Origin of the sequence: Prosthecobacter fusiformis (assembly GCF_004364345.1) — a bacterium.
GTDB classification, from domain to species: domain Bacteria; phylum Verrucomicrobiota; class Verrucomicrobiia; order Verrucomicrobiales; family Verrucomicrobiaceae; genus Prosthecobacter; species Prosthecobacter fusiformis.
In genome coordinates this window covers 60,849-85,172 of sequence record NZ_SOCA01000006.1, presented here as the reverse complement: position 1 = coordinate 85,172, position 24,324 = coordinate 60,849, and the positions used below count along the sequence as shown (strand labels likewise).

Genomic DNA, 24,324 nt, shown 5'->3' with positions numbered 1-24,324 from the left:
GTTAGACTGGGTTCGGTTTGTTGGCTGCCAGCCACGCCTGAAACATCAGCACATCCCAAAGGTAGAAATGCCAGTTGCGGGTGCCGGATAAATGTTCCTGCCACTTTTGGCGGATCGGCGCGGGATGAAAATAGCCTTCGCGTTTGAGACGTGATTCACTGAGCAAATCCTCCGCCCAGTCACGCAATTCATGTCGCAGCCAGTGCTCCAGAGGCACCCCAAAACCGCGCTTGGGCCGGTCAATCAATGCCTTGGGCACATGCCGGTAAAGAGTCTCCCGCATCAGCCACTTGCCTTTGCCATCGCGCACTTTCATTGAAAACGGTACCCGCCAGGCGAACTCGATCAGGTTTGTGTCCAGCAGCGGGATGCGGCCTTCCAGACTCACGCCCATGGCCGCACGGTCCACCTTGGTCAGGATGTCGCCGGGCAGGTAGGTCTCCATGTCCAGATGCATCATGCGATGCGTAAAATCACTCACCCTCGGCCAGCCGGTCTTGTTCGTAATGCTGGTCTGCGGATCATGTCCGCCGATGACGATCTGCTCCGGCTGCTTCCAGTGAGACATCAGATTCAAATACAGTGTCTCCATCCCCGGTGCGGCCACCACCTCCGCCAGCTTGTGCAACTTATCCCCTAAGGCCATATGGCGGAGCCTTTTGGGCAAAATCGGACGCGCGACCGCGCCTAACGAATTAAGCGTTTGTGGTGGCAGCAAAGTCATTGCTCCCGCAGCCGCCTTTTTCAAAGCGGGCGGCATCCAGGCAAATTTATTCCATAAACTGCGCCCCACAAAGTAACGCTCGTAGCCGCCGAATAACTCGTCTCCCGCATCACCGCTGAGAGCCACGGTCACATGCTGACGAGCCATTTTGCAAACAAGATAAGTAGGAATCTGCGAGTAGTCAGAGAAGGGTTCGTCATACAATCCAGGCAGCAGCGGGATGGTTTCCAGCGCGTCTTTGCCCGTGACATACATCTCCGTATGATCCGTCTTCAAATGCCTGGCCACCTCTTTGGCAAAGTCGGCTTCATTGTATTCCGGCACATCAAAACCGATGGTGAAAGTGCGCACGGGCCGCGCACTCTGCGCCTGCATCATCGCCACAATGAGAGACGAATCCACCCCGCCCGATAGGAAGGCACCCAATGGCACATCCGAAATCATGCGCAATCCCACGGCCTCCTTCAGCAAGGCTTCAAACGCATCCACCGCCTCCGTTTCTGTCCCGGTGAATGGATGGTCAACACCATGCTCAATAACTCCACGAAGTGACCAGTAGAGCTGAGGTTGTGGCCTCTCGGATGCAGTGCTCAAGGTCAACAGCGACGCAGGGGGCAGCTTGTAAAAACCCTCGTAAATGCACAGTGGATCCGGGATATAGTTAAAACGCAACTGGCTGCAAATCGCGTCCCGGTTGATGCCCGCATTGAATCCTGGATACTGCCGAATGGCCTTCAACTCAGAAGCGAAAATAAAGGCATCGCCCGACCATCCATAATACAAAGGCTTTTCACCCATCCGGTCTCGCCCCAGATGAAGCACACGCTCCTGCCGATCCCACAGGGCAAAGGCGAACATGCCATTGAAACGCCGCGTCGCCTCCATCACTCCCCATTGCTGAAAAGCCGCCAGCATCACCTCAGTATCCGAATGCCCCCGCCAGCCGTGCCCCTGCAGCTCCAGGTCCGCACGCAGTTGTTGGAAATTGTATATCTCGCCATTGAAGACGATGACAAAACGTCCGTCCGCACTGGTCATAGGCTGATGCCCCAAGGGCGATAGATCCAGAATGGAAAGCCTCCGATGCCCCAGTACGATGCCCGCCGCCGCATCCGCCCAGACGCCGCTATCATCGGGACCCCGCGACGCAATGGCATCTGTCATGCGCGTGATCTCGGCGTTCATCTGTTCAGAGGATCGCGAGCGAGGAAGAGTCAAATAGCCGGAAATACCGCACATGGAATTTTAAATGGAAGCACGGACGCCTGCGCCCGCCTCTGAACAAAGATTTAAGTTTTTAGTCGCACGCTTTTCAGCAGACAGCATGTCCTCAAACTGGGATAAAACACTCTTCAGGGAAAATTGCTGCACGATCCTTTCACGTCCCGCCTCACCCATTTCCCTGCGTTCATCCGGGGAAAGCCGCAGCACTTTTAAACAGGCGGCGGCAAGCGCTGACGGATCTCTGGCAGGCACAAGGTGGCCCGTTTCTCCCATGACCCAGGCCGTGTCCCCAATGTCTGTGGCGACGACCGGCACACCACATGCCATGGCCTCGCCCACCACATTGGGAAACCCCTCACCAAATGCTGAGGAGGATACCACCAAGTCCAGTCCGGCCGTCAAGGCAGGCAGATCATCCCGCTCACCCAATAGACTCACACTATTTGTTAGGCCCAGCTTTTGCACCAGCGAAACCAGCTCCTCATTGGATGCATCCACCCCAGTCCCAGCGAGAATGAAACGCACCTGAGGCATGTCTTTGGAAATAAGCGCCGCTGCCTCCAGAAAAGCCGGGTAATCCTTCATCGCCGTGTAGCGGCCGAAGCGCCCCACTCCCCCTGCCCTTTCAGCACTGGGTGGCAAAGGCTGCCATTTTTCAAGATCGAACCCGTTCGGGATAAGCCGTGATTGACCTGCGTGATAACCGATGGCCTCATGCTGCCGCGCACTCACTTGTGAATTGTACGTGATGGCCTCCGGGATGCGCGACAGCCAGGCCAACGCCCGGATCACCAGGGCTGATCCACGCTTTTCCAGGCTCAGATCATACAGAGACTGACGGATGTTCCAGATCATCCGCGCACGGCAGACCAGCTTGGCCAGCACCGCAGCCAGGCAACCGTGATACATCCAGCCCATGAGGATATCCGGACGCGCCTGCCGCACGTTTTTAAACAGACTCCACAGCGCCCCCGGCGTGGGTTTCCCGGCAGGCATGTCCAGGCTGTAAACAGCCGCTCCGGCACTGCGCAAAGGCTCGATGTATTTGCCCCCCGCAGTCAGGGAGATGACCACGTGTGAATGATTCGTTAGGCCACGGACCAACTGCGCCAGCATCATCTCCGCACCTCCCGTGCCTAGCCCTGTCGTGATCCACAGCACCACTAGCAGGCGCTGACGCAGCAGCAACCCGGCCGTTTTCTCAGCCATGCCTGCCACCGTGAAATGATCCAGGATGCGCTGCCGGTTCTCGTTTCCCCAGACCCGCCGTGCCTTCTCATCCAGGTTTAAAAACTCCCGCATTTTTTCCGCCAGTGCAGCCGCATCACCCGCAGCATAGACCCGCCGCTCATCCGCCAGCAGCCAGGCAGAGTCCCCCACATCGCTGGCCAGGCAGGGCACCCCACAGGCCATCGCCTCCCCCAGCACATTGGAAAAACCCTCCCCATAGGCCGAGGTGGATACCACACAGTCCAGCGTCGGGTAAACCGCAGGCAGATCATCCCGCGCGGGTTCCCAGGTCAGCCGGTCTGCGACCCCCAAAGCACCCGCTAGATGCTTCATCTCCTCCACATACCCCGGCGATCCACTCCCGATGATTCGTCCCCGCGCCTCCGGCACCGCAGCTAGCGCCCGTAGAAAAGTCGCATGGTCTTTCATCGGATGCAGCCTGCCGATGACCACAAACGTGCACCCGCCTGCGCCTAACGAGTGATTCGTAAATTTATCCACATCAATGCCGTTCGGCACCACTTCAAAGCGCTCTGCTGGATAACCCTTTCCGATGTAGTAATCCCGCCCTGCCCGTGAATTCGCCACGATGCAGTCCGCTCTCCCTGATAGCAGGCAATTTAAACGAAAGCTTAGCTTTCCCAGCACGCCCCAGGTATCCGCATCCGTCTGTGAATCCCTTATCCCCCAGACCACTTTGGGGGATCCGCACCAGGGCCGCAGAAAAAGCGCCATCAGGTTCGCCTCATGCAGGTAGCCGTGGATCACATCCGGGCGCAGCCCCCGCATCGTCTTGACCAACCGCATAAAGAACCCCGCCAGATCCCAGCGATGCCTTTTGCCCACGCATGCCGTCCGCACCCCAGCGGCCCTCAGTTCCTCCTCAAAAACACCGGGGTAAAAATGCACCACCGTCACCTCAAAGCCACCCCTCGCGACCAGTGCCTTTGCGAGTGTGACCAACTGCCTCTGAGCCCCGCCGTGACCCAGGTCACGAATGAGGAAGGCGAGTCGGCATGGCGCAGAGCATTCGGGCATTGCCCCGCACTATAATCTCCATAACAACAGGCTGGCAATTAAGGAATGCGAACAATCCATGCCACCCCCGCCTCTACTCCAGTTTCATCAGTTTAGTGGACACCTGCTGGCGGATCGGCAGGGATTTCCCTCCCACATCCAGCGTGATGTCCGCCCGGAAAGCCCCAAAGGAAACCGTACCCCGGTTGATATCGAAAAGGATCTGCCCAAAGGTTTTCGAGCCCTTGCCAATGCTCACCCGCCGCGCTTCCTGGGCCGTTTCATCATTCTTCATCTCCCCCTCAAAGCTGATCTTTGCATGCGGCCCCGTGTCATAGTTCACGATGGCGTCAAATTTCACCCTCAGCTCCACATTCACCGTGCCCGCACTGGGAAATTTCACCGTCTGCTGGGAGGTCCATCGGTCCCCCGGCTTCACCTTCACCTGCGGCAGCCCCATTTCCAAAGACCGTCGGTAAAGCTCCGCCACTTCCTTCGCCTCAGCCAGCCCTTCCAGGGAGGGATTCCCCAGATTGGAAGGCGTCATCGTCCCTGTATCCTTCACGGATACGAACTGGTCATCCTGGTCATAGACCATCACGAATGACTTGCCCACACTCTGGCCGATGGAGGCCTTGATCATCGGATGCGCATCCGTCAGATTTTTAGAGTCGAAGACATGGTTCTTGCCGTCCAGCATCACCTCACCGGACAGAGCCTCAAAGGTCACCCGCGCCTCCTTGTTGCCTTTTTCCTCGCCCTCAACCTGGATGACCGTGGTCTGCACCACCTTCATTTTCACATCCGCCGCCTGGCCCACAGCTGTGAGTGCCGTATTCGTCTCCGTCGTCGTCTCCTGCGTGTAGGTCTTGCCCGGCGTCCAGCGCAGTTGCAGGGAGACCGGCTGGTCCTGTGCCTGCAAAACGGGACAGGCCAGCAGGACGGCCAAGGCAGCCCAGGAACGGAAAGCAAAGCGAGGGTAAATCATCACCCTGGGAGCTAAGGACAAAACCACCCCGCTTGCAACTGCGGTGACAACATTGCAGCGCAGAGGGTTGTCAAACCCGCCCCCTCCACTCATGCTGGCACCCGCCCGGCCCATCCTGCATGGCTCGATTCCCCCCAAAGAATCCCTTTCCTTTCATGACCACCCTTTCCCGCCGCCAGTTCCTCACCACCACGGCCACCGCGCTCGTCGGCACCCAGATGAGCCCCAGCGCCACCCTGCCCGCCAGCGGCGGTCTCATTGATGCCCATGTGCATGTGTGGACACCGGATACCAAGCGCTACCCCCGTGCCGGATTTCTGAAAAAAGCCCCCTCCCCCGCCAGCTTCACACCGGAGCAGCTCTTCACCCATTGCCACCCCGTGGGCGTGCGCCGCATCGTCCTCGTCCAGCCCAGCCTTTATCGCTTTGATAACAGCTACATGCTGGACAGCATCGCCGCCCACCCAGGCGTCTTCTCCGGCGTCGCCAGCATTGATGATTCCGCCCCGCACATCCGCAGTCGCATGCAGGACCTGGCCCGGCAGGGCGTACGCGGCTTTCGTCTCAGCCCCCGCACCCCGGATGTCGCCGCCTGGCTGGACACCCCCGGCATCCAGGAAATGTGGAAAACCGCCGCCGATGAAGGCCTCCGCATCTGTCTCCTCATCAGCCCCGAAGCCCTCGGCCCCGTGGATAAAATGTGCCTCCGTTATCCCCAGACCCCCGTCGTGGTGGACCACCTCGCCCGTGTCGGCATGGCCGGCCCCATCACCCGCGCCCATCTGGACCGCCTTCTGCACCTCTCCGTCCATCAACAGCTCGTCCTCAAAACCTCCGCCTTTTATACCCTGGGCAAAAGGACCCCGCCCTACCTGGACCTCAGCCCCATGATCAAAGAGTGCCATCAATACTTCGGCCCCCAACGCCTCATGTGGGCCAGCGACTCCCCCTTCCAAGTCGCCCCCGGCCACACTTACGAAGCCTCCCTCGCCCTCATCCGCGACCACCTTCCCTTCCTCACCGCCAGCGATAAAGCCGCCATGCTCGGGAAGACGGCGGAGAAGGTGTTTTTTGGAAAAGCTACATAAAGCGCATCAACGCAAAGCCGCGGATATCATCGGATATTCGATCAGCCACTATGCCACTTACTCCAACGTCCGGTCATTTCGGTTGTTGGAACACTCCTCAACCTTTTTGTCGCACCAACCATGAGTTCATTACCCCCTTGCGCCTCCCAGACCGATGACAGCATCAGTCTGAAACCCATCGAAGACCTCCGGGGGTATAGTTTCAAAATTCCCGCCTATCAGCGTGGATATCGCTGGGACAAGACCCAGGTCCTGGCCCTGCTCAATGACATTGCCAACTTTGAGCCTCAAGACAATCAGGGCACTCCCACATTCTATTTTTTGCAGCCCATCGTGGTGAAACATCATGCCGATGCCCCTTGGGAGGTGATCGATGGTCAGCAGAGGCTGACCACCATCCACCTCATCCTCACCTCCCTTGACCAGTCTGCCTTCTCACTCAGCTATGAAACTCGGCCTGACAGCCAGGCCTACCTAGAAAAGCCCGACGCCGCTCCCGCCAAGACGATCGATCATCACTTCATCCAGCAGATGCATTGTTCGATTACGCAATGGCTCAAGGATGATCTGGCCATCTCTCGTGAGGCCTTTCTTCAAAAGCTGCTGCACCACACCCGCGTCATCTGTTACCAGCTTCCACACAATGCTAACGCCGTGGATGCCTTCACGCGACTCAACGTCGGCAAAATCCCCCTGTCTGATGCCGAACTCATCCGCGCTCTTTACCTGCGCCGCGGCAAAGAGACCTCTGAAGCCAGCACCAATCGTCAACTCCAGATCGCCCAGGAATGGGACCGCATGGAGAAGGCCCTCCGTCACGATGACTTCTGGTACTTCCTCCAAGGGAAAGAGTCTTCCGCCCCCTCCCGCATCGAGCTGCTTTTTAAGCTCATCGCCAAAGAAGACAGTGACAAGCCGAGCCACGACCAGCCTCATGGCCTCTTTGATTTTTACCACGCCCGCATCACTCCGAAGACTCAGGAAGCCATGTGGCAACAGATCCGCCAGCTTTTCCACACATTGGAAGAGTGGTTTCATGACCGCCAGCTCTTCCATCTCATCGGTTACCTCATCATTCACGGATCCAGCATTCTCACCCTTCGCAATGAAGGCGCAGGCCTGTCGAAAAGCGCCTTCCGCCGCCACCTCATCCTCAAGATCTTTGGCTCGCTAATTTCTCACTCGAAAAACATGGATAAAGCATCGATAGAAACTTTCGTCTCTGGCTTGGAGTATGGAGATCCCAAAGTCCGCAGCACGCTCCTGCTTTTCAATCTTTCCACCATGCTGCGTCACGCTGCTTCCAATCAGCGTTTCTCTTTCGACCATTACAAGAACTCCAATTGGGACATCGAGCATGTCCGATCTGTAGCATCGGACCCTCCGCAATCTGAGGCGGATCAACGCAAATACCTGTCCACGATTTCGCCATCCATAGGCACCCCTTTCAAAGCACGCATTGACACCCTTCTCAGTGCCAAGCCATGGAACACTGACGCCTTCGTCGCCCTTTACGAAGAGCTGATGACGATAGACGAAGGGGATAACGATAAAGAAACGGAGAACAGCATTGGCAACCTCGCCCTTCTCGATGAAGGAACGAACCGCAGTTACAAAAACGCACCTTTTCCAACCAAGCGGCAACGCATTTTAGAGCTCGATCAGAACGGCGTGTTTGTCCCGCTTTGCACCCGCAATGTCTTTCTCAAGACTTATAGCTCGGAGGTGGATGACATGATGAGGTGGAAGCCACACGACCATGACAGTTATCAGCAGGAGATCATCGACACGCTCACCACCTTTTTCAGTACGGGAGACAAACCATGAACGGCAAACGAACCAGTTTTTACGGCCTCATTCAAACACAGGAGAAGGTCAAAATCCCCCTCATTCAGCGCGATTACGCCCAAGGGCGGGAAACCGCCTCTGAAGTTCGCACCTTGTTTCTCCAATCCATCCACCAAGCCCTGACCACAGAATCCCCTGCCTTGGATTTGGATTTCGTTTACGGCAGCCAGGACAACGAGAAGGCGTTCTGTCCCCTGGATGGTCAGCAACGCCTGACCACCCTCTTGCTGCTGCATTGGTATCTGGCATGTCATGAAGGCCAGTATGCTGATTTTTCCTCCAGAATGCGGCACGAGGGAAGATCCCGCTTCACCTATGCAGTCCGCCCCAGCTCCACGGATTTCTTTGATGCCCTGGTCGCCTTCAACCCCGGTCCCATGCCCGGCTCAAAAAAGCTGACAGAGATCATTACGGACCAGTCCTGGTTTTTCAATGCTTGGCATTATGATCTGACGATCAAAGGGGCGCTCACAATGCTGGACACCATCCATGCACACTTCCATGACAGCAAAAATGCTTACTGCCGCCTCAGCAACATCACCTTTCAACTGCTGAATCTGGACCGCTTCAATCTTTCCGATGACCTTTATATCAAAATGAACGCACGGGGAAAGCCCCTGACCGTTTTCGAGACCTTTAAGGCCCGGCTGGAAGAAAAGATCGGTGAGCTGTTTCAGAACGACACTCTTTTGCCCGATGGCAGCCAAGGCTCCTTGAAACAGCATTTTAGCAACCGCATCGACAAGAAATGGACCGACCTTTTTTGGAACTACCGGGATCCCGAAACCCTCTTCGACGATAAGGTCATGCGTCTTGTCCGAGCCGTAGCCATCATTACCCGACCGACCGGTGACGCCCGATGGGAAGAACGGGTGAAGGCTCTGAACCAAGACGAAACAAGCCTGACAAGCTCTCTGTTCATCGAGTCCGCAGATAAACTTTTCATCATCACCCTCACGGTGCTGTTAGATCGTTGGTGCGGCTTGTCATCCAAGTTCCAAAGCTGGCTCCCTGAGAAACATCCCTTCGATGAAAAAGCCTTTTTTGAGACCTTGCTCAACAATGCCAAACCGCTGGAATATGCGGAGCTTGTGCGCCTGTCCGCTTATGCTGCTTATCATGTTAATCACACCCTGCCTAACAAAATAGATCCAGAAGCCTTTGGAGAGTGGATGCGGATCATTCACAATCTTGCTGTAAACACCCGCTACACCCTGGACTATTTCAACCGCAGCCAGAGATCCATCGCCAGTCTGATCAAAGAGGCAGACAACATCGTGGAGCATTTTGCGTCATCCCTAGAGGTTGGAGGATTTGATACACAACAGATCCGTGAAGAACAGCTCAAGGCTCAGCTTCTTAAACGCAACGACTCCTGGTGGCCCGTCCTCCATGAAGCTGAAAGGCATCCCTTTTTCGACGGTCAGATCGAGTTTCTTCTGAAATTTTCAGGCATCCTCGATACCTACCTTCCAGACAAGCAAACCGCATGGAGCCATACCGAAGATAAGGCCTTCCAAAATAGCTTTCATTTCTACTTCCAACGCGCCCGCCACGTCTTTCCAACCAAAGACAAGATCTCCGACAAGGAATATCGCCTGGAGCGTGCGCTCATTGCGAAGGGCGACTTCGAGATGCCAGATCGCAGCTTCCATCTGATTCACTATCGCGCGTCTGATACCCATAGGTGGAAACGCCTGCTGCAAGGAGGCTATGAAGACTTGGAAATCGAGCTGCAACGTGAATCCCTGCGATCGGTCCTTAAATTCATCAATCTGGATAATGCAGTCGCCGCATCCTTGCAGGCTATCATTGATGACGCGGTCTCTTCACCCCAGTCAATAAAGCAAGAGTGGCGATATCTCATCGTTAAGTGGCCCCAAACGATAGCTGCCTGCGGGGATTTCATCATTCGTCCAGGCCCAGGAACAGCTTCTCTTCTAGAAGGGCGTGATGGACGCAGTAAACACTTCGAGCTTTACAGTTATGTCCTGTATCTGGACCTGCTTTCAGAAAAGCATAAAAAAGGTAAACTGACTCCTTTTAGCAACCCGGGTTATCATCCTACCCGCAGCGAAACTCCATGCGCTTATCTTAACTGGAAACTGTCAGATAGGTGCATCATCGCCCTTGATATCACTTTCCAAAATCACGCCTTCGGCCTCTCTCTTTTCCAACGTCACTCCCAAACGATGCGGAAAGATGTATCCGATGCCTTCCAAACCATCGGTTTTGCTCCTGATGAAAACAACAGGCTGCACAGACAGGTAATGCGCGGAGCAATCGAATCTGCCATTGATGACATCGTGCGGACCGCGCGCAACCACCGCGATACGCACTCTCCTTCATGAGAACACACCGCCCCCTTGCATCCCTGTATGGAGGGGGCCTGGTACCAGCCTCACTTCTTCTCCGTCCATTCCTTCACCAGTTTGGCACCCAGGGTCCCGCCCATCGCAGTTGTGCCTTTTTGGACGACGCTGCCATCCTTGTTGAAGAGGATGTAGAAGGGCCGTTCGGTGCTCTCGTTGGCCACGATGGCCCTGATGTTCTTGTCCTTAAAATCAGTGACCACGAGGATGAAGTGATCGCGCACCTGTTGTTTGGTCTCCTCGAACTCCAGCATCCCTTTGATGTGGAAACTCTGAGACTTTTTGGTCTCGTCCACCGCAAAGACCAGAACTTGCTTGTTCTCTTTCTCCGCACGCTTCAAAGCGGCAGCCACGCTGCGGCCTGAGGTGATCCCGATGGCATCGCGGGAATCGAACTCCTCCGCATGGATGAGGTGGGGAACGGCAACGCTGAGGACCAAGAGAAAGACGCTGGCAATGATTTTCATGAGAGAATCCATTACGCCAACAACTCGTCCGTGTTTCAAGCCTAACCTAAATTATAACTAGAAATCAGAAAACTGGGATCAATCTCCCGCCCCCCTAACAGATTATTACTCAACATCCAAAATCTTCAATTCAGGGAGGGGCGTTTTCCCCTCGGGTTTCAGGACACTTTTGGGAAGGCTCAAAATTCCGTTTTTGAGCGTTAGCTTCACCGGCTGCACGGAGCCATCATTGAAAGCGGCAAGAATGCTGCCATCCTTCCATGCAGAACCGGAAGGACGATTCTTAGGTGGCGCGAAACTAAAGAACGATTTTGAAGAGGGGCTCCACTGGGGTGGCCAGGTAGAAGTGACGGCATCCTCCATCACCAGCGGGTAATGCGAAGGTGCGGTCGCGCTGAGACCTGCCGTGAACATCCAATGATTCTCCCCCGGCATCAGAGCCTGCGCGTAATCAGGTGCCGCGCCGAAATTTTTATCCGGCAAGACTCCTGACAGCGGGCAACCAAAGATCGTTTCATCCTGAATGAGACCCTCTTTAAACAATACCCGAAAGACGTCATTGGACGTCAGCTTGGTAAGGTCTTTCCCATGGTCAGGGAAGACACCGTTATACTCACTGGCGTAAGTCAGCAGCAGCCCCACAATCTGGCCAGCATTGCTGGCACCTATCATTTGACGACTCCTAGTAACGAGACTGCTGCCGATAGAGCTGAAAAAGCCAACAAGTAGAATGATGACTCCCAACACAGCCCCCCACTGCATGCATCCCCAGCCCTTTTTGGGTTCGTCTTCACTCATGCAGGCATTACATTCAGGTGAGAGCCGCAAGACAAGTTAAAATAGCCTGGGTCACCGTGGCCCCGTCACACGGGAATCACTGATAGACATTCTCGACGAGTTCCTGCCGTTGTGATAAGACGGTGGAATTCCCCGTCTGCCCACTTCCGTTATGAAAGCCCTGATTTTGCTGCCCCTGCTGTTTCTGCCGATGAGTTGCGGCAAGTCACCGGATCGGCTGTTTTCAGGGCGCGTCGAATCCATCTATTACCTGGATCACAAAGATTCTGTTCATGGATACACCCGTTTCGATAAAGGCCTGCCGGGAGCCAGCACTTCCATCAAAGAAGACCCCTGGGTGGAGGTTTACCCAGCATGGGTTGTTCTCAGCCTCAAAAACCGGAATGACTACACCATCATCATTCCCAAAGAGCGCCTCCGCAGCATCACCGTCGGCACAAAGGAGGGCAATGACCTCAATGTACCGAAATCCTAAAGAATGATACCCAGGCACAGGTGCCCAACTTTATTCTCCACTTAGCGCAAGTGGGGGTGCTCTCGCCTTGTGCAGCCCAGGCAGGCCGTCGAAATTCACAGCGACGGCATTGGGATTGCCGCCCACATCCACAAGCTTGGCCTCATGACCCTGCGCTCAATGAAACTGCCGAATTCATCTCCCCTGCCTCGCATCGGGCGATCCGCCCCCATTTCATCCCCCAAAAATTCCCCGTGGGGGAATCCATGGGGAAACTCATCCCCATCACAAACCACTGATTTCCAAGACATTAGCCGCCAAATCCCCAAATGGGGAAAAATGAAATCTCTCCCCATTTCCCCATCTTTTCAAAAGTCGCCAAGTGGCAGTGATACTGGCCTGCGTGAAATCCACTCTCAAGACCCTTCCTTCGGATCATCCTTCTGACTCACTTGCAGGTTGTCAGCACGGACTCGGCTCGCTATCCTGCGAAACGCTGGATGGCACATGCCGCCTCGCGGTTACATTTGATCTCATGCTCCCTCTCCCCGTCGTCAAGGTGGGCTCCGTGCCAGTGGATGGTACGCAGCCTTTGTTCATTCTCGGTCCCTGCGTCATCGAGAGTGAGGAATTTATCTGGGAGGTGGCCGAGCGCCTCGGAGCCATCGCCAACAGCCTGCGGCTGAAATGGGTCTTCAAAGCCTCTTACGACAAGGCCAACCGCAGCGCCATCAGCTCCTACCGTGGCCTGGGCGTCAAAGACGGCTGCCGCATCCTTGCCGAAATCGGCCGGAAGCTGGGCGTTCCCGTCACCACCGATGTGCACTCCCCGGAAGAAGCCAAAATCGCCGCTGAGCACATCGACCTGCTGCAGATCCCTGCCTTCCTCAGCCGCCAGACGGATCTCATCCTTACCGCCGGAGAAACCGGCCGCGCCGTGAACGTGAAGAAAGGCCAATTCATGGCTCCCTGGGATGTCAAAAACATCGCCGAAAAACTCATCAGCACCGGCTGCGAAAACTTTCTTTTTACTGAACGCGGAACCACGTTTGGTTATCAAAACTTGGTAACGGATATGAGGTCGCTATACTGGATGCGGGAGCTGGGCTATCGGGTCATTTTTGACGCGACTCATTCCGTACAACGCCCGGGCGGCCTGGGCACCACCACAGGTGGCGACGGCAAGCTGGCACCCGTCTTGGCCCGTGCAGCGGTAGCCGCCGGATGCGATGGCGTCTTTATGGAAACCCACCCGAATCCAGCCAAAGCCTTCTCGGATGGCCCCAATCAGGTCCCCATGTCGGACATTGCCATGGTGGTAGAAAAACTGCGGCGCATTCACACCCTTGTGACGGAGGAAGCTTAAAATGAGGCCAGACACCACCCTGAGTTTGCGGCCCTGGTTGATGCTGGGTCTCGTCGCCCTTTCCGCCATCGCCTTATCCCAAACTACCACCGACCCGGCAGAGTCCGATGGCATGAGCGCCATCGGCAAAATGATCCCGCTTGGTTTCGTGAACAAAAACGTCATTGTCCCTTCCTTCAGCGAAGGCAAGCCCTCGTCATTGCTCACGGCGGATACTCTCACACGCCTGGATGAAGAACGTCTGTCCGCAGAAAAAGTCGTTGTCGAAATCTATGCTGAAGATCCCGCAGAAAACCTCCGCGTGGACCTCAAAAGCGCCATTTACCACATGCAGGATCAGATCCTCCGCAGTGGTGAGCGCAGTCTGGTGGCCCGGGCCGATTTTCAAATGGAAGGAGACACCATGGTCTTCGATACCGCCAACTCCATCGGAAGCATGAAAGGACATGTCCGCACATTGATCTTTGACATGGACCCGGTCTCTGGCAAAACGGAGGGAAACCAACCATCCAACTGATATGAGAACCCTCTTCACCATCGCCACGGCCCTGGGCTGCATGGTTTTGTCCGCCAGCGGACAGGGCGCTACGCGCATGTCCACCCCCACGACGGACCAGAAAAAACAGCTTCAGGACGCCGCTGAAAAACTGCGCCAAGCCCAGTCCAACGGCGAACTGGACAAAGCCAAGGAAACCGCCAGGGGCCTGATGGGTAACCTGCCCGGGAACCTGACTGATGCCGCCAAAGCGGCCATGCAATCCCCGGAGATCAAGGCCCAGGCGGCTGAAGCGGCCAAAGCTGCCGCCAAGACCCTGCTGCCCGAAGCTCAACGGATGCTGGATGCACGCAATGAGGCCAATGCAGATGCGCCCCCTGCTGGAACAACTGCCACTACCACTCCTGCCGACCAGCCACCAGCCGCCGAGGGACCAAAACCCATGCTCCTCCAGCCGCTGAACGATGCGCCTCCTGAAGCCAGCGCTGCCAGGAAACCCGTGGTCGTCATTGAGGCGGACAATTCCGTCTTTAATCCGGATACAGGCATCCTCATCTACACAGGCAACGTCCGCGCCCGCCATCCTCAGTTCTACATCGAATGCGAGGAGCTCATCGTCCACCTCAACCAAGAGGAGCAGAACAAGAAAAAGGAACCGCAGGCCAATAAAACGGACCCCATCCTGTCTAAGAAAAAAGGCGCTGCTGAAAAGCCTAATCCAGTCAACAAAGCCATCGCCTCCGGCCCCATGGTCAGGATCGAAAAGGTCAGCCCCGAAGGGGAGCTTCAGCGCGCTTTTTGCCGCAACGCTGTGTATGACGGCGTGTCAGGTCTCATCACCATGCGTGACAATCCCCAGGTGCAGACTGGCAATGTCATGCAGAGCGCCATCAGTCCCGATACGATCATGACCTTTGACCAAAAGGGCAAGTTCAACTCCAACCGCCCCACCCGCACCGTCATCCTCAACGAAGATCAATGACCTGCCGGCATCGCATCAACCTGTAACTTATTTATTCACCGGGCATGTCAGCCGCACGTTCCAAGCGTCCACGCACCCCCAAAACCACACCTCCCTTCATGGAGTCGGCCCCTGTCATGCAATCATCCCCGTCCCATTCAGAGGGAGAGGATGAAAGAAGCATCCTGCTGCACACCGAAGGCCTGAAAAAAGTTTATGATGGCCGCGCTGTCGTCAACGGCGTGGATATCGAGGTTAAATCGGGCGAGATCGTCGGCCTCCTTGGCCCCAACGGAGCTGGCAAGACCACCACCTTTTATATGATCGTCGGCCTGGTGCGTCCTAATGGCGGAAAGGTCATCTTTGATGGCAATGACGCCACTGAGCAGCCCATGTTCAAACGCGCCCGACTGGGAATGGGATACTTGCCCCAGGAAGAATCCATCTTCCGCCGCCTAACGGTGAAGGAGAATATTCTGGCCGTGATGGAGACCCAGAACTATACCAAGCAGGAGCGGCAGGACCAGTGCCAGCAGCTCATGGAAAAATTCGGCATCGACCATGTGGCGGACAATCTGGCCCTCACCCTTTCCGGTGGTGAGAAGCGCCGCCTCACCATCGCCCGCAGCCTCGTCACCGAACCTAAGCTGCTCATGCTGGATGAGCCCTTTAGCGGAGTCGACCCCATCGCCGTCAGCGAAATCCAGGACATTATCCGCATGCTCCGCCGTGCAGGCCTGGCCATCCTCATCACCGATCACAATGTACGTGAAACGCTCAACATTGTGGACCGTGCTTACCTCATTTACGAAGGTCAGGTGAGACGCCACGGCACCAAAGATTTCCTCGTCAATGACCCCGAAGCCCGCCGCCTTTACCTGGGCGAAGACTTCACCATGTAAGCAGCCTTTTTCCCCAACCCTTTTTCCAACCAACCCCAAATAGGAGGATACATACCATGCAAAAACACAACGTGAACCTGCCGATCGTCGTCACTGGCCGTCATATCGAGATCACCGACGCCATTCGCGAATACTCTCACAAAAAGATCGAAAGCCTCCACCTCGACTACCCGCGCATCATCGAAGCCAAGATCATTCTGGACGTTGAGCATCACCGTCAGATCGCCGAGATCATCCTCTTCTGTGCTGACCACATCCATATCGAAGTCAAGAGCACGACCGAAGACATCTATGCGTCCATCGACGAATCGATCTCCAAGATCGCGCGCCGGATGCGCAAGTTCAAGACCCGCCTCCTGAAGAGCCATCGCCCCCGTAAGGATGGGAGCATCCGTCACCTGGAACAGAAAGTCTTCCATGCAGACGACCTTCATGGCGAAGTGGAGACCGTGGAGCATTCCTACATCCATCAGGAGCAGTATAAAGTGCGCCCCCTATACCCGGATGAAGCCATCATGGACCTGGAGATCAACGACCGTCCATTCGTCGTCTTCCATAACCAGACCACCCACCGCCTGGCCATCATGTTCCGCCGGAAAGATGGCGAATACGGCCTGATCGAGCCTGAAGACAAAGCCGCAGCCATCGCCGCTTAATAGGTATAGATACGGAGGTTTCCAACCACCCGAATCACCAGCCCCAAGCACCCCTGTGTGTTTGGGGCTTTTCTTTGTCCTTTTGAGGCTTCCTGACACAAAAACACCCGGCCATGTGACCGGGTGTTTTGGATAAAACCGTATACGGATTAGGCGAAGAGGTCCACCACTGGGGTGCCCTTGTCCGCCACGGTGAAGGGGCGGTTGGAAGGGGACATGACGACTTCGTCCACAGGCAGACCCATCGCATGACCGATAGTAGCCAGGAAGTCCTGAGGGCTGGTCTGCTTGTCAGCAGGACGACGGCCTTCCTTGTCGGTCGCGCCATAGGCGAAGCCGCGCTTGGTGCCACCACCGGCAAAGACCGTGGAGTAAGCCAGAGGATAATGGTCACGACCATCGTTCTCGTTGATATCCGGCGTGCGACCGAACTCAGAACCGAGGACCACAAGGGTGGAATCCAGCAGGCCTTTGGCGTCCAGGTCCTGGATCAGGGCGGCGAAGCCGTTATCCAAGGTGGTGCCGTTGTTGGTCATGCCGTTATCAATGGTGTTGTGCATGTCCCAGCCACCCATCTGCACTTCCACAAAGCGGACACCGCTTTCCACCAGACGGCGGGCAAGGAGACAGCCCTGGCCGAAGTTGGTGCGGCCATACTTCTCACGGGTCTCAGCCGTTTCCTGAGTGAGGTCGAAGGCTTTGAGGTCTTCGCTCTTCATGAGTTTCAGCGTTTCATCATAGAACTCGGTATAGGCCTTCACGTCTTCCGTCTGGAACTTCTTGCGGAAGGAGGAATCGAACTCATTCATGAGGCCGATGCGCTTGCCGAACATGGAGTCATCCGTGGTTGGCTTGATGTTCTGAAGACCGGTCTCAGGATTGGAGATCGGGATCGGAGACATGGCCGGTGGGAAGAAGCCAGCGCCAGGATAAGCACTGCCGCTGTTGACGATCACGCTATCCGGCAGGGTCACGCCTTTGATGTTACCCAGGAAATGAGTAGCCCAGACGCCCATGCAAGGATGCACAATGGTGCTGCGGGGCTCATACCCGGTCTTCATGATGTAGGTACCGGATTCATGCACACCAGTCTTGGAAGACATGGAGCGAATGATGGAGAGCTTGCTGGCGTTCTCAGCCAGCTTTGGCAGGTAACCGCCGAGGTAATCGATGCCTTCAGCCTTGGCCTTGATGGCTTCGCCTGGGCCTTTGGTCGCACCGGTTTTCGGGTCAAAAGTATCCAGGTGGGTCATGCCGCCATTCATCCAGAGGAAGATGACATGCTTGGCCTTGCCAAAACCAGCCGTACCAGGGCCAGAAACGGATGCGCCTTCAGCAGCGGCCATCTTTGATGACAATCCTGGAAGCAGGCTGACGCCGAGTGCGGTTTTCGCAGTCGTCAGCATGAACTGGCGGCGGTTATGGTCGCTCAGGCGGAGTAATTCGGTTTTCATATTCAATTCGTATCGTCGTTTACTGTTTAAAAATTGGCGGCGTGATTACTGGATGAACATGAACTCACGGGTGTTGATCAGAGCCCAGATCATGTTGGAATAACCTTCTTCTCCGTGAGAGGAAAGCTCGCGCTTGGCGATGTCTTTTTCCTGGAGGGTCGGGCGGCGGTTCATGATGGTCATGAACATGCGCTCCACCTTATCGGCAGGATTATTCACCTTGTCCATGGTGCGGAAGACGAGGGAATCGCGGCTGGTCAGCATCTTCTGCGCCTTGCCATTCATCATCATCAGCACCTGGGGCACGTTGCCGATCTTGGTGCTGCCATCGATGAGGTTACGGGGAGACTGGCCGAAGTCGATGAGGAAGTGGCCACCAGGAGCTGGCTGGGTGATTTCGGAAGCACGCATGAGGCGCATGCCTTCATAGTCCAGGATTTTGCCTGGGCCATCCGTTGCAGCCACCACCGGGGCACCTTTCTTAGCAGCACCACCTTCCATCATCATGCCATCGCCACCAACCATATCCAGGCCGCCGCCCATGAGGGCACGTTCTTTGGTCTGCATGCTGCGATAGGCGCTGTATTTCACCAGGACCGTTTGGGCATCGACCGTGTCCAGGTTCATATCAATGGACTTGGCATAGAGGTCCTGCAGAGGTGCCTTGTAGGCATCTGGCTGGCCAAGAACAAGTGTCATGTATGAATCCCAGGCCTGCTCGGCGGACATACGACGCAGCATTGGCCCCTGGAAGTAATAGACCTCACCCAGATTGATGTTTTCCGTGGTGCTTTCGGACTGGTAAGCGCGGGTGTTGTACACAATGCGCATGAACTGTTTAAGGTCGAAATTCACGCGCTTCATTTCTGCGGCGAGATGACGCAAGAGTTCCGGGTTAGCGGACTGGTCAGGATCATCAATGTTGGTGATCGGTTCATTGACGCCAGCACCAAAAGCACGCTTCCACATGCGGTTGGCAATGGTCATCGCGAAACGTGGATTTTCAGGATGCGTCATCCAGTTGGCAAAGGCCTGACGAAGGTTTTCTTCAGCTACCTGGTCCTGCTTATAGGCAGGGTTTTCTTTGTCCTGAGAAGACCATGTGACAAACTTCGGTGCCACGGGATCTCCAGGGTTGCCGTCTTTATACTGATAGTCATGCGGTAGTTTCATGCCATTGGCAGGAACGGTTTTTTCCGTTTCACCGTTTCGGACGACCTGGTATCTGTCCTTCACGGCAGACTGATTGGCACGGATGAAATTCTGGATGCCGTTACGGATACGACGGAGGTCCTGACCGGACTTCTCAACCATCGGCTCAATGTCCGCCATCAGACGGGCCATCGGGTCCCCATTTTTCATATCACGACCATTCAGACGAGTGGTGGTGGCACCGAAATAGGAGGCCATTTCATAGAATTGCTTTTGGGTCCAGTCTGCGAAGGGGTGGTCATGACACTGGGCACAGGCGACGTCAGTCCCTAGGAACACGGTCAATGTATTAGCAAGGTTATCGAGAGGCATGCCTGCATCACGGAGGAGGTAACCGGCGGCACCGTTATAGCTGCCGTCTTCCTTGCGGTCCCACATTTTCCCCGTCGCGGTGGTCAACTGATAAACGATTTTGTCCCACTTCTCGTTCTTGGCGATCTGGTCCTTGAACCAGTTGATGTAAGGAGTGCCGCGCACGTTATCCTGCTCAAAGTTGTCTTTGATGCGGAGCATTTCGGCAAAGTAATTGTACAGATGCGTCTTGTAGCCATCGGACTCCAAGAGCATGTCGATCAAGGTGGTCCTCTTCTGGGCGTTACCGTCCTTGAGGAAGCTGCTGACTTCTTCATAATTTGGGATACGGCCCGCGATGTCCAAGTACACACGACGCACAAACTGCTCGTCGCTGGCAATCGGATTAAAACCGGCGAGGGGAGCTTTTTTGGCTTCGGCACGGGCTTCGTTTGCTTTCTTGAAGCCGTTATAGACCAGTTGGTCGATGACTCTTGCGGCCTGGGCCGGAGTGGCATTGGCCGGGAGAAGAGGAGCCGCAGGCGTTGCGGCCTGGGCAGCCTTGGCAATGGCCAGATCATCGGCAGATAGCCGGGCCAGCGGGAAGCGATGCTGGGCACCGTCCGCAGTCTGCAAAACAATGGTATCACCTTCGATCTGGACAAAGGAGGCGGGAACCTGACGGCCTTCGACGTCGGTCCAGGTGCGGAGTTCTGCCGCAGAGGCGGAACTGCCCCCGAAACCGGCGATCATCAGACCGGCGAGCATGTATTTGGTGGCTTTCATAGATGGTGGTGGAGAATGTGAAGGTGACTTCAGGTGCTAAAACGGCATAGCGCCTCTTTCATTAGTGAAATTCTAACAAATTTAGTCAGAAATCGCCATCCCAGACTTTGCCTTCCGATTTTCACCCCGGATTCCGCGATGGATTCCGGCCGAGCGGCTGCAAATTCTGGCCGGTGCCTGATGGTCCAGACCTTCTCAAATACTGCCCGGCATCAAGCTAAACCGCTGATATTGTGCCTTTTATGACATAATCTCACGCTGAATCGCGGGAATTGAGGTTACAAATGAGATTGGTCGGTTTTTGCTGCATTAGATTGTGCTGATTTAACATTTCTGGCGGCAGGTGGTGACAGTGTTTCCATTGCAACATATCGCCATGCCAAGGCATGCTCGCTCACTCAACAACATGGTGGCGCAGTCGGCGGAGGGAAAAGAGTTCGCTTTTGTTCATACAGGTCATAGCTGATCTCCTATGACCTGCATGAATCTAGCAACTTCATACGGCACTCCGCATGACGCTTACCTTCAACAGGCACCCTACACATAAAATTATTCTACCAATCAGGCAAAAACATTCCTAATAGGAAGGAAATGAATGCAAGTAATGATATAAAAAAAGATGATCGAAATAGCAGTTTTCGGGGATCACCTTGATTGCAAAATATCAAGGGAAAACTGACAAGTAAAAGACTGCCTGATATAATACCGACAATCAGTTGTGCATAATAGGCAATCATAACATCCCCGATTGCTCCATCACCTTTTCTGGGGGCACATGCCCATGGGATATACAGCCCTTCAAAGGTCAATATAGACAGTGCGCCGACAATGATCATCCAAGGCTTCATTTAGTAGAGTGGTATTTGCCTAGCATCCTTTGTTCAGGCCTCGTTGACATCTTTGGATTAGGTTTTTAAAACCGTGTGGGTAGAGTTAACTCGCGCATAAAGACGTGTGTCACGGAGGGAGCCCGCGAGGTTGAGCCGATCTTTCCTCATTGTACCCTCAAGTTCAAATCCAGCCCGCGCTGCCAGCCGCCAGCTTTCTGTATTGGCATCGTCTGTTGTCAGATAAACTCTGCTGGCATCCAGTTTCTCAAACGCATGATCAACCAGAGCCTTCACTCCCTCAGTGATTAAACCTTTTTTGGAATATCGCGAACGCCCCCAGTAGCCAACTTCAAACTGTTTCAAATCCCAATTCGGATTGTGCAATCCGCTTCCGCCAACAAGAACACCGTCGTCTTTAGAAATAAAGAACACCCTCAAATCTTCACCGAGTAAAAACTTGGCATATGCCTGCCGACACGAAAACTCGGACTCCTCCAGAGTCGGTGGAACGGCAGCCCAAGCAAGCCATGGCCTCAGAGTCTGCAGCGACTCAACCACAGCTTCATTAAAAATGAGTCCATCTCCTGGGCGTGGCACCCGAATAATGAGTCTCTCGGACTCAAAAACCTCAAAAGATATAAATTGGGTCATCATAGGACATAATTTCTTTGCCTGATTTCAGTCGCCGTCTGCGCATGGTTTATAATCGGCTCTTTTCATCATTTGCAACACGTGGGGCAAGCAGGTCTTGAAAGCCGTGCTGTTGAAGCCGGAAACCGTCCTAAGTTGTACCTGCCACCCAATCCAACTTTTAATTACTCCCCCTCAAAAAGTGCAAAATCAACGATCCTGTACTATAACTGAGTACCGTTCTCGCCTGGCAGGAAAACTGTTTTCTAGTTAAAAGCCTAGGCTACCCACATCATGACGTTTCCAAATAGATTCAGCATCTTTGATGGCAATCCCTTGTTTTATAAGACTAATAGCTGAACGTTGACTTTTTAGTTCACGCTGCATCAATGGATGTAGCCAGATTTTATTCTCCAGTTGCGCATCTTGTGGGTCCATGCCCTCAGACTCTTGAATATACATATCGACAGTGTCACGTCCATAAATTGCAATCTCAATTGCAGAATCACATCTATTGGATAAGATCAACTCTAATACCGCACTTACTGAATTAGCTGCATCTAATGCTGATGAAACTAGTATCGTATCAAAATCATCTGTGTCGGGGGTTTGTGCTTCACAAGTAGCTAGCATTTTTTTAACCTCCTTTTCCGATATAGTTCCTGTAGTTAACCAATTCCACGTTAGATCCAAACCGTTCCTTAAAATGTCCGGATCACCCCATCTACATTCGCGGGTAAATCTCTTATAGTTTGGAATCATGCGTTCCGCGCACGACAACCCAAAAACTACCAATTGATCAAGTTGGAAGGCATTGAGTTCTTCTCGTAATTCCGTCTCGTTAAATTTTTTCTCCATCGCGTCTGAGTTGCTGTAGATTTCTGGGCCTGGGTCGCTGAATCTGGCTAATCCAGTATTGGACTTGTTGCCGGTTTCTTCCTCTTAATCGCGGAATTCGAGTTGATATCAAAATGCCGCATCCCTGAATGGGATACGGCATCTCGGAAAATGTGGCTGTTTTGACCTACTTGACCAGTTCGCAGGTCACGGTGGCGCTTTTGTCCATTTCGCCCAGAACGACGGCACCGGTGCCGACTTTGAGGGCTTTTTGGGCCTGTTTGGGGTCCACGATCGCGACCCAGCCGATGCCCATGTTGAAGGTGTCCCAGCAGTCCGCAGGGTCGGCATGGCGGAGGACTTTCTGGACGACGTCGTTCTTCCAGAATGGGACTTTGAGGTGGCAGCCGAGGCCGCGCTTGGTGAAGATGCGGCCGAGGTTTTCCACGAGACCGCCGCCGGTGATGTGGGCCATGGCGGCAGGCTTGATCTTGGCTTTTTTCAGGCCCCAGCACTGCTCATGATAAAGGAGAGTGGGGGTGAGGAGCTGGGCGGCGTCTTTTTTGCTGAGCTTGATGCTTTCTTTTTCCAGGATGCGGCGGACGAGGCTGAAGCCGTTGGCGTGGAAACCGGCGCTGGGCCAGCCGATGAGGACATCGTCCTCTTTGATTTCGGCGGGGTTCAGGACGTCTTTTTTCTCGGCTGCACCGATGGCGAAGCCGGAAAGTTCTACCATGCCATCAAGCACTGCGCCGGGCATTTCGGCGGTTTCGCCACCGGCGAGGATGCAATTGCAGGCCTGCAAATACTCTGACATCCCGGCGATGATGCGGGCGAGCTGCTTTTTCTTGATCTGGTTCACGCCGACGTAGTCGAGGAACATGATGGGATCCGCTCCGCAGGTGAGGACGTCGTTGACGTTCATGGCGACGAGGTCCTTGCCGGCGTTTTCCAGCAGGTCGTATTTCAGCAGGAGTTCCAGCTTGGTGCCGACGCCGTCGCAACCGGTGAAGATCATCGGCTCTTTGTATTTGCTGAGGTCGTAACCGGCGGCGAAGAGACCGAAGGCATTGGCCAGCTTGCGCTTTTTCTGCGTGGCCTTCACCAGCGCGCCAATATCATCCACAAAGGATGCTGCTTCATGGATATCAACGCCGGCCTGTTTGTAAGTGTGCTTGGACATGGGAAAGAACCCGGCGCGCGAAGTCGCCGGAACCCCAGAGAGTGAAGCGGGACGGCGCGGATGCAAGTGTGGTTTGGGGACGTGGAATGAGGGGAGTGGAGAGGAGGAGGGAGCTGAGGGGCATCGAAACGTCTCGATTTTGGAAAATCGAGCTACAGGGCTGCCGGTAGGTTGTGGCGTTTGTCAGATAAAGTATGTATGATCGGGACAGTGTTCTGTTCCTGCAAGTCCGCTGCCACTCGAATGAAATACGCGATCCTCAATGTCTTACTGGGGACGATTCTGATGGCCTATGCCATGTCAGGAGCAGGAGGATGGCTGGCCTGGCTGGGGATGTGTTTTGTTGTCGTGGGCATTGCTTATGGGCTTGGCAGATCCTCTGTCTATGGCAGGTCAGATCGAATCTTCAATCGAGGTCTTCGCGAGCTAAAGCTCTGGACTACTTTGGCTGAAGGGCCTTCTAAACTTCGCGCGTTACCAGGATAATTTTCAGGTTCGTACGCTTGGTTA

General features: G+C 54.8%; 20 protein-coding genes. 10 read left to right on the top strand and 10 right to left on the bottom strand.

What is annotated here, in order from left to right; genetic code table 11:
• Nucleotide 1: 1 nt before the first annotated feature.
• From asnB to EI77_RS15560, 3 genes are all read right to left on the bottom strand, one after another.
• The gene (asnB, locus tag EI77_RS15570) at nucleotides 2-1,963 is read right to left on the bottom strand and encodes an asparagine synthase (glutamine-hydrolyzing) (RefSeq protein ID WP_133796217.1); all 1,962 of its coding nucleotides are present in this window, start codon (nucleotides 1,961-1,963) and stop codon (nucleotides 2-4) included.
• Nucleotides 1,964-1,969: 6 nt separating this feature from the next.
• Complete coding sequence (locus tag EI77_RS15565; protein ID WP_133796216.1) at nucleotides 1,970-4,216, bottom strand: glycosyltransferase; 2,247 nt, start codon at nucleotides 4,214-4,216, stop codon at nucleotides 1,970-1,972.
• A gap of 73 nt (nucleotides 4,217-4,289) precedes the next feature.
• Entirely contained in the window at nucleotides 4,290-5,183 is an 894-nt protein-coding gene (locus EI77_RS15560) for a hypothetical protein (protein WP_133796215.1), read from the bottom strand.
• Nucleotides 5,184-5,338: 155 nt separating this feature from the next.
• Between EI77_RS15560 and EI77_RS15555 the strand changes: the two genes are divergently transcribed.
• The 3 genes from EI77_RS15555 (at nucleotide 5,339) to EI77_RS15545 (ending at nucleotide 10,470) form a co-directional block, all read left to right on the top strand.
• Nucleotides 5,339-6,271: an amidohydrolase family protein gene (locus EI77_RS15555; protein WP_133796214.1), complete on the top strand. Its 933-nt coding sequence runs from the start codon at nucleotides 5,339-5,341 to the stop codon at nucleotides 6,269-6,271.
• A 120-nt stretch (nucleotides 6,272-6,391) separates the two neighbouring features.
• Nucleotides 6,392-8,098 carry a DUF262 domain-containing protein gene (locus EI77_RS15550; RefSeq protein ID WP_133796213.1) on the top strand — a complete coding sequence of 569 codons (1,707 nt, stop codon included), beginning with the start codon at nucleotides 6,392-6,394 and terminating at the stop codon, nucleotides 8,096-8,098.
• Nucleotides 8,095-10,470 carry a GmrSD restriction endonuclease domain-containing protein gene (locus EI77_RS15545; RefSeq protein WP_133796212.1) on the top strand — a complete coding sequence of 792 codons (2,376 nt, stop codon included), beginning with the start codon at nucleotides 8,095-8,097 and terminating at the stop codon, nucleotides 10,468-10,470. Before EI77_RS15550 ends, EI77_RS15545 begins: the two co-directional genes overlap by 4 nt.
• 50 nt (nucleotides 10,471-10,520) lie before the next feature.
• Here the strand turns inward: EI77_RS15545 and EI77_RS15540 are convergent, their stop codons facing one another.
• Nucleotides 10,521-10,958 (bottom strand): hypothetical protein, encoded by a 438-nt coding sequence (locus tag EI77_RS15540; protein WP_133796211.1) that lies wholly within the window; start codon nucleotides 10,956-10,958, stop codon nucleotides 10,521-10,523.
• Nucleotides 10,959-11,063: 105 nt separating this feature from the next.
• Nucleotides 11,064-11,756 carry a hypothetical protein gene (locus EI77_RS15535; protein ID WP_133796210.1) on the bottom strand — a complete coding sequence of 231 codons (693 nt, stop codon included), beginning with the start codon at nucleotides 11,754-11,756 and terminating at the stop codon, nucleotides 11,064-11,066.
• Nucleotides 11,757-11,907: 151 nt separating this feature from the next.
• Here EI77_RS15535 and EI77_RS15530 point away from each other — a divergent pair, with 151 nt between their 5' ends.
• The 6 genes from EI77_RS15530 to hpf all read left to right on the top strand — a co-directional run bounded on the left by EI77_RS15530 (nucleotide 11,908) and on the right by hpf (nucleotide 16,591).
• On the top strand, nucleotides 11,908-12,231 hold the full coding sequence (locus EI77_RS15530; protein ID WP_133796209.1) for a hypothetical protein: 324 nt from the start codon (nucleotides 11,908-11,910) through the stop codon (nucleotides 12,229-12,231).
• Between the two features lie 514 nt (nucleotides 12,232-12,745).
• Nucleotides 12,746-13,576, top strand: coding sequence for a 3-deoxy-8-phosphooctulonate synthase (gene kdsA / locus EI77_RS15525; RefSeq protein WP_133796208.1), 831 nt, complete (start codon nucleotides 12,746-12,748; stop codon nucleotides 13,574-13,576).
• Nucleotide 13,577: 1 nt separating this feature from the next.
• Entirely contained in the window at nucleotides 13,578-14,093 is a 516-nt protein-coding gene (locus EI77_RS15520; protein WP_133796207.1) for a hypothetical protein, read from the top strand.
• Nucleotide 14,094: 1 nt separating this feature from the next.
• Nucleotides 14,095-15,054 (top strand): LptA/OstA family protein, encoded by a 960-nt coding sequence (locus tag EI77_RS15515; RefSeq protein WP_133796206.1) that lies wholly within the window; start codon nucleotides 14,095-14,097, stop codon nucleotides 15,052-15,054.
• A 116-nt stretch (nucleotides 15,055-15,170) separates the two neighbouring features.
• Complete coding sequence (gene lptB / locus EI77_RS15510) at nucleotides 15,171-15,935, top strand: LPS export ABC transporter ATP-binding protein (RefSeq protein ID WP_133796351.1); 765 nt, start codon at nucleotides 15,171-15,173, stop codon at nucleotides 15,933-15,935.
• Nucleotides 15,936-15,991: 56 nt separating this feature from the next.
• Nucleotides 15,992-16,591 carry a ribosome hibernation-promoting factor, HPF/YfiA family gene (gene hpf / locus EI77_RS15505; protein ID WP_133796205.1) on the top strand — a complete coding sequence of 200 codons (600 nt, stop codon included), beginning with the start codon at nucleotides 15,992-15,994 and terminating at the stop codon, nucleotides 16,589-16,591.
• A gap of 149 nt (nucleotides 16,592-16,740) precedes the next feature.
• Here the strand turns inward: hpf and EI77_RS15500 are convergent, their stop codons facing one another.
• The 5 genes from EI77_RS15500 to purM form a co-directional block, all read right to left on the bottom strand.
• Nucleotides 16,741-18,045 carry a DUF1501 domain-containing protein gene (locus tag EI77_RS15500; RefSeq protein ID WP_133796204.1) on the bottom strand — a complete coding sequence of 435 codons (1,305 nt, stop codon included), beginning with the start codon at nucleotides 18,043-18,045 and terminating at the stop codon, nucleotides 16,741-16,743.
• A gap of 45 nt (nucleotides 18,046-18,090) precedes the next feature.
• A complete protein-coding gene (locus EI77_RS15495; protein ID WP_133796203.1) occupies nucleotides 18,091-20,334 on the bottom strand; it encodes a DUF1549 domain-containing protein in 2,244 nt (747 codons plus the stop codon).
• Between the two features lie 905 nt (nucleotides 20,335-21,239).
• Nucleotides 21,240-21,818, bottom strand: coding sequence for a GNAT family N-acetyltransferase (locus tag EI77_RS15490; RefSeq protein WP_208300373.1), 579 nt, complete (start codon nucleotides 21,816-21,818; stop codon nucleotides 21,240-21,242).
• A gap of 246 nt (nucleotides 21,819-22,064) precedes the next feature.
• Nucleotides 22,065-22,652: a DUF416 family protein gene (locus EI77_RS15485; RefSeq protein WP_133796202.1), complete on the bottom strand. Its 588-nt coding sequence runs from the start codon at nucleotides 22,650-22,652 to the stop codon at nucleotides 22,065-22,067.
• Nucleotides 22,653-22,818: 166 nt separating this feature from the next.
• The gene (gene purM / locus EI77_RS15480) at nucleotides 22,819-23,814 is read right to left on the bottom strand and encodes a phosphoribosylformylglycinamidine cyclo-ligase (RefSeq protein ID WP_133796201.1); all 996 of its coding nucleotides are present in this window, start codon (nucleotides 23,812-23,814) and stop codon (nucleotides 22,819-22,821) included.
• Nucleotides 23,815-24,057: 243 nt separating this feature from the next.
• On the opposite strand from purM, the gene EI77_RS15475 reads away from it, so the two are divergent.
• Nucleotides 24,058-24,300, top strand: a complete 243-nt coding sequence (locus EI77_RS15475; RefSeq protein ID WP_133796200.1) for a hypothetical protein — start codon at nucleotides 24,058-24,060, stop codon at nucleotides 24,298-24,300.
• Nucleotides 24,301-24,324: the final 24 nt, after the last annotated feature.

Coding starts and splice junctions, on each gene's coding strand:
- asnB (WP_133796217.1), bottom strand. CDS start 1,963: ATGTGCGGTATTTCCGGCTATTTGACTCTTCCTCGCTCGCGATCCTCT.
- EI77_RS15565 (WP_133796216.1), bottom strand. CDS start 4,216: ATGCCCGAATGCTCTGCGCCATGCCGACTCGCCTTCCTCATTCGTGAC.
- EI77_RS15560 (WP_133796215.1), bottom strand. CDS start 5,183: ATGATTTACCCTCGCTTTGCTTTCCGTTCCTGGGCTGCCTTGGCCGTC.
- EI77_RS15555 (WP_133796214.1), top strand. CDS start 5,339: ATGACCACCCTTTCCCGCCGCCAGTTCCTCACCACCACGGCCACCGCG.
- EI77_RS15550 (WP_133796213.1), top strand. CDS start 6,392: ATGAGTTCATTACCCCCTTGCGCCTCCCAGACCGATGACAGCATCAGT.
- EI77_RS15545 (WP_133796212.1), top strand. CDS start 8,095: ATGAACGGCAAACGAACCAGTTTTTACGGCCTCATTCAAACACAGGAG.
- EI77_RS15540 (WP_133796211.1), bottom strand. CDS start 10,958: ATGAAAATCATTGCCAGCGTCTTTCTCTTGGTCCTCAGCGTTGCCGTT.
- EI77_RS15535 (WP_133796210.1), bottom strand. CDS start 11,756: ATGAGTGAAGACGAACCCAAAAAGGGCTGGGGATGCATGCAGTGGGGG.
- EI77_RS15530 (WP_133796209.1), top strand. CDS start 11,908: ATGAAAGCCCTGATTTTGCTGCCCCTGCTGTTTCTGCCGATGAGTTGC.
- kdsA (WP_133796208.1), top strand. CDS start 12,746: ATGCTCCCTCTCCCCGTCGTCAAGGTGGGCTCCGTGCCAGTGGATGGT.
- EI77_RS15520 (WP_133796207.1), top strand. CDS start 13,578: ATGAGGCCAGACACCACCCTGAGTTTGCGGCCCTGGTTGATGCTGGGT.
- EI77_RS15515 (WP_133796206.1), top strand. CDS start 14,095: ATGAGAACCCTCTTCACCATCGCCACGGCCCTGGGCTGCATGGTTTTG.
- lptB (WP_133796351.1), top strand. CDS start 15,171: ATGCAATCATCCCCGTCCCATTCAGAGGGAGAGGATGAAAGAAGCATC.
- hpf (WP_133796205.1), top strand. CDS start 15,992: ATGCAAAAACACAACGTGAACCTGCCGATCGTCGTCACTGGCCGTCAT.
- EI77_RS15500 (WP_133796204.1), bottom strand. CDS start 18,045: ATGAAAACCGAATTACTCCGCCTGAGCGACCATAACCGCCGCCAGTTC.
- EI77_RS15495 (WP_133796203.1), bottom strand. CDS start 20,334: ATGAAAGCCACCAAATACATGCTCGCCGGTCTGATGATCGCCGGTTTC.
- EI77_RS15490 (WP_208300373.1), bottom strand. CDS start 21,818: ATGATGACCCAATTTATATCTTTTGAGGTTTTTGAGTCCGAGAGACTC.
- EI77_RS15485 (WP_133796202.1), bottom strand. CDS start 22,652: ATGGAGAAAAAATTTAACGAGACGGAATTACGAGAAGAACTCAATGCC.
- purM (WP_133796201.1), bottom strand. CDS start 23,814: ATGTCCAAGCACACTTACAAACAGGCCGGCGTTGATATCCATGAAGCA.
- EI77_RS15475 (WP_133796200.1), top strand. CDS start 24,058: ATGAAATACGCGATCCTCAATGTCTTACTGGGGACGATTCTGATGGCC.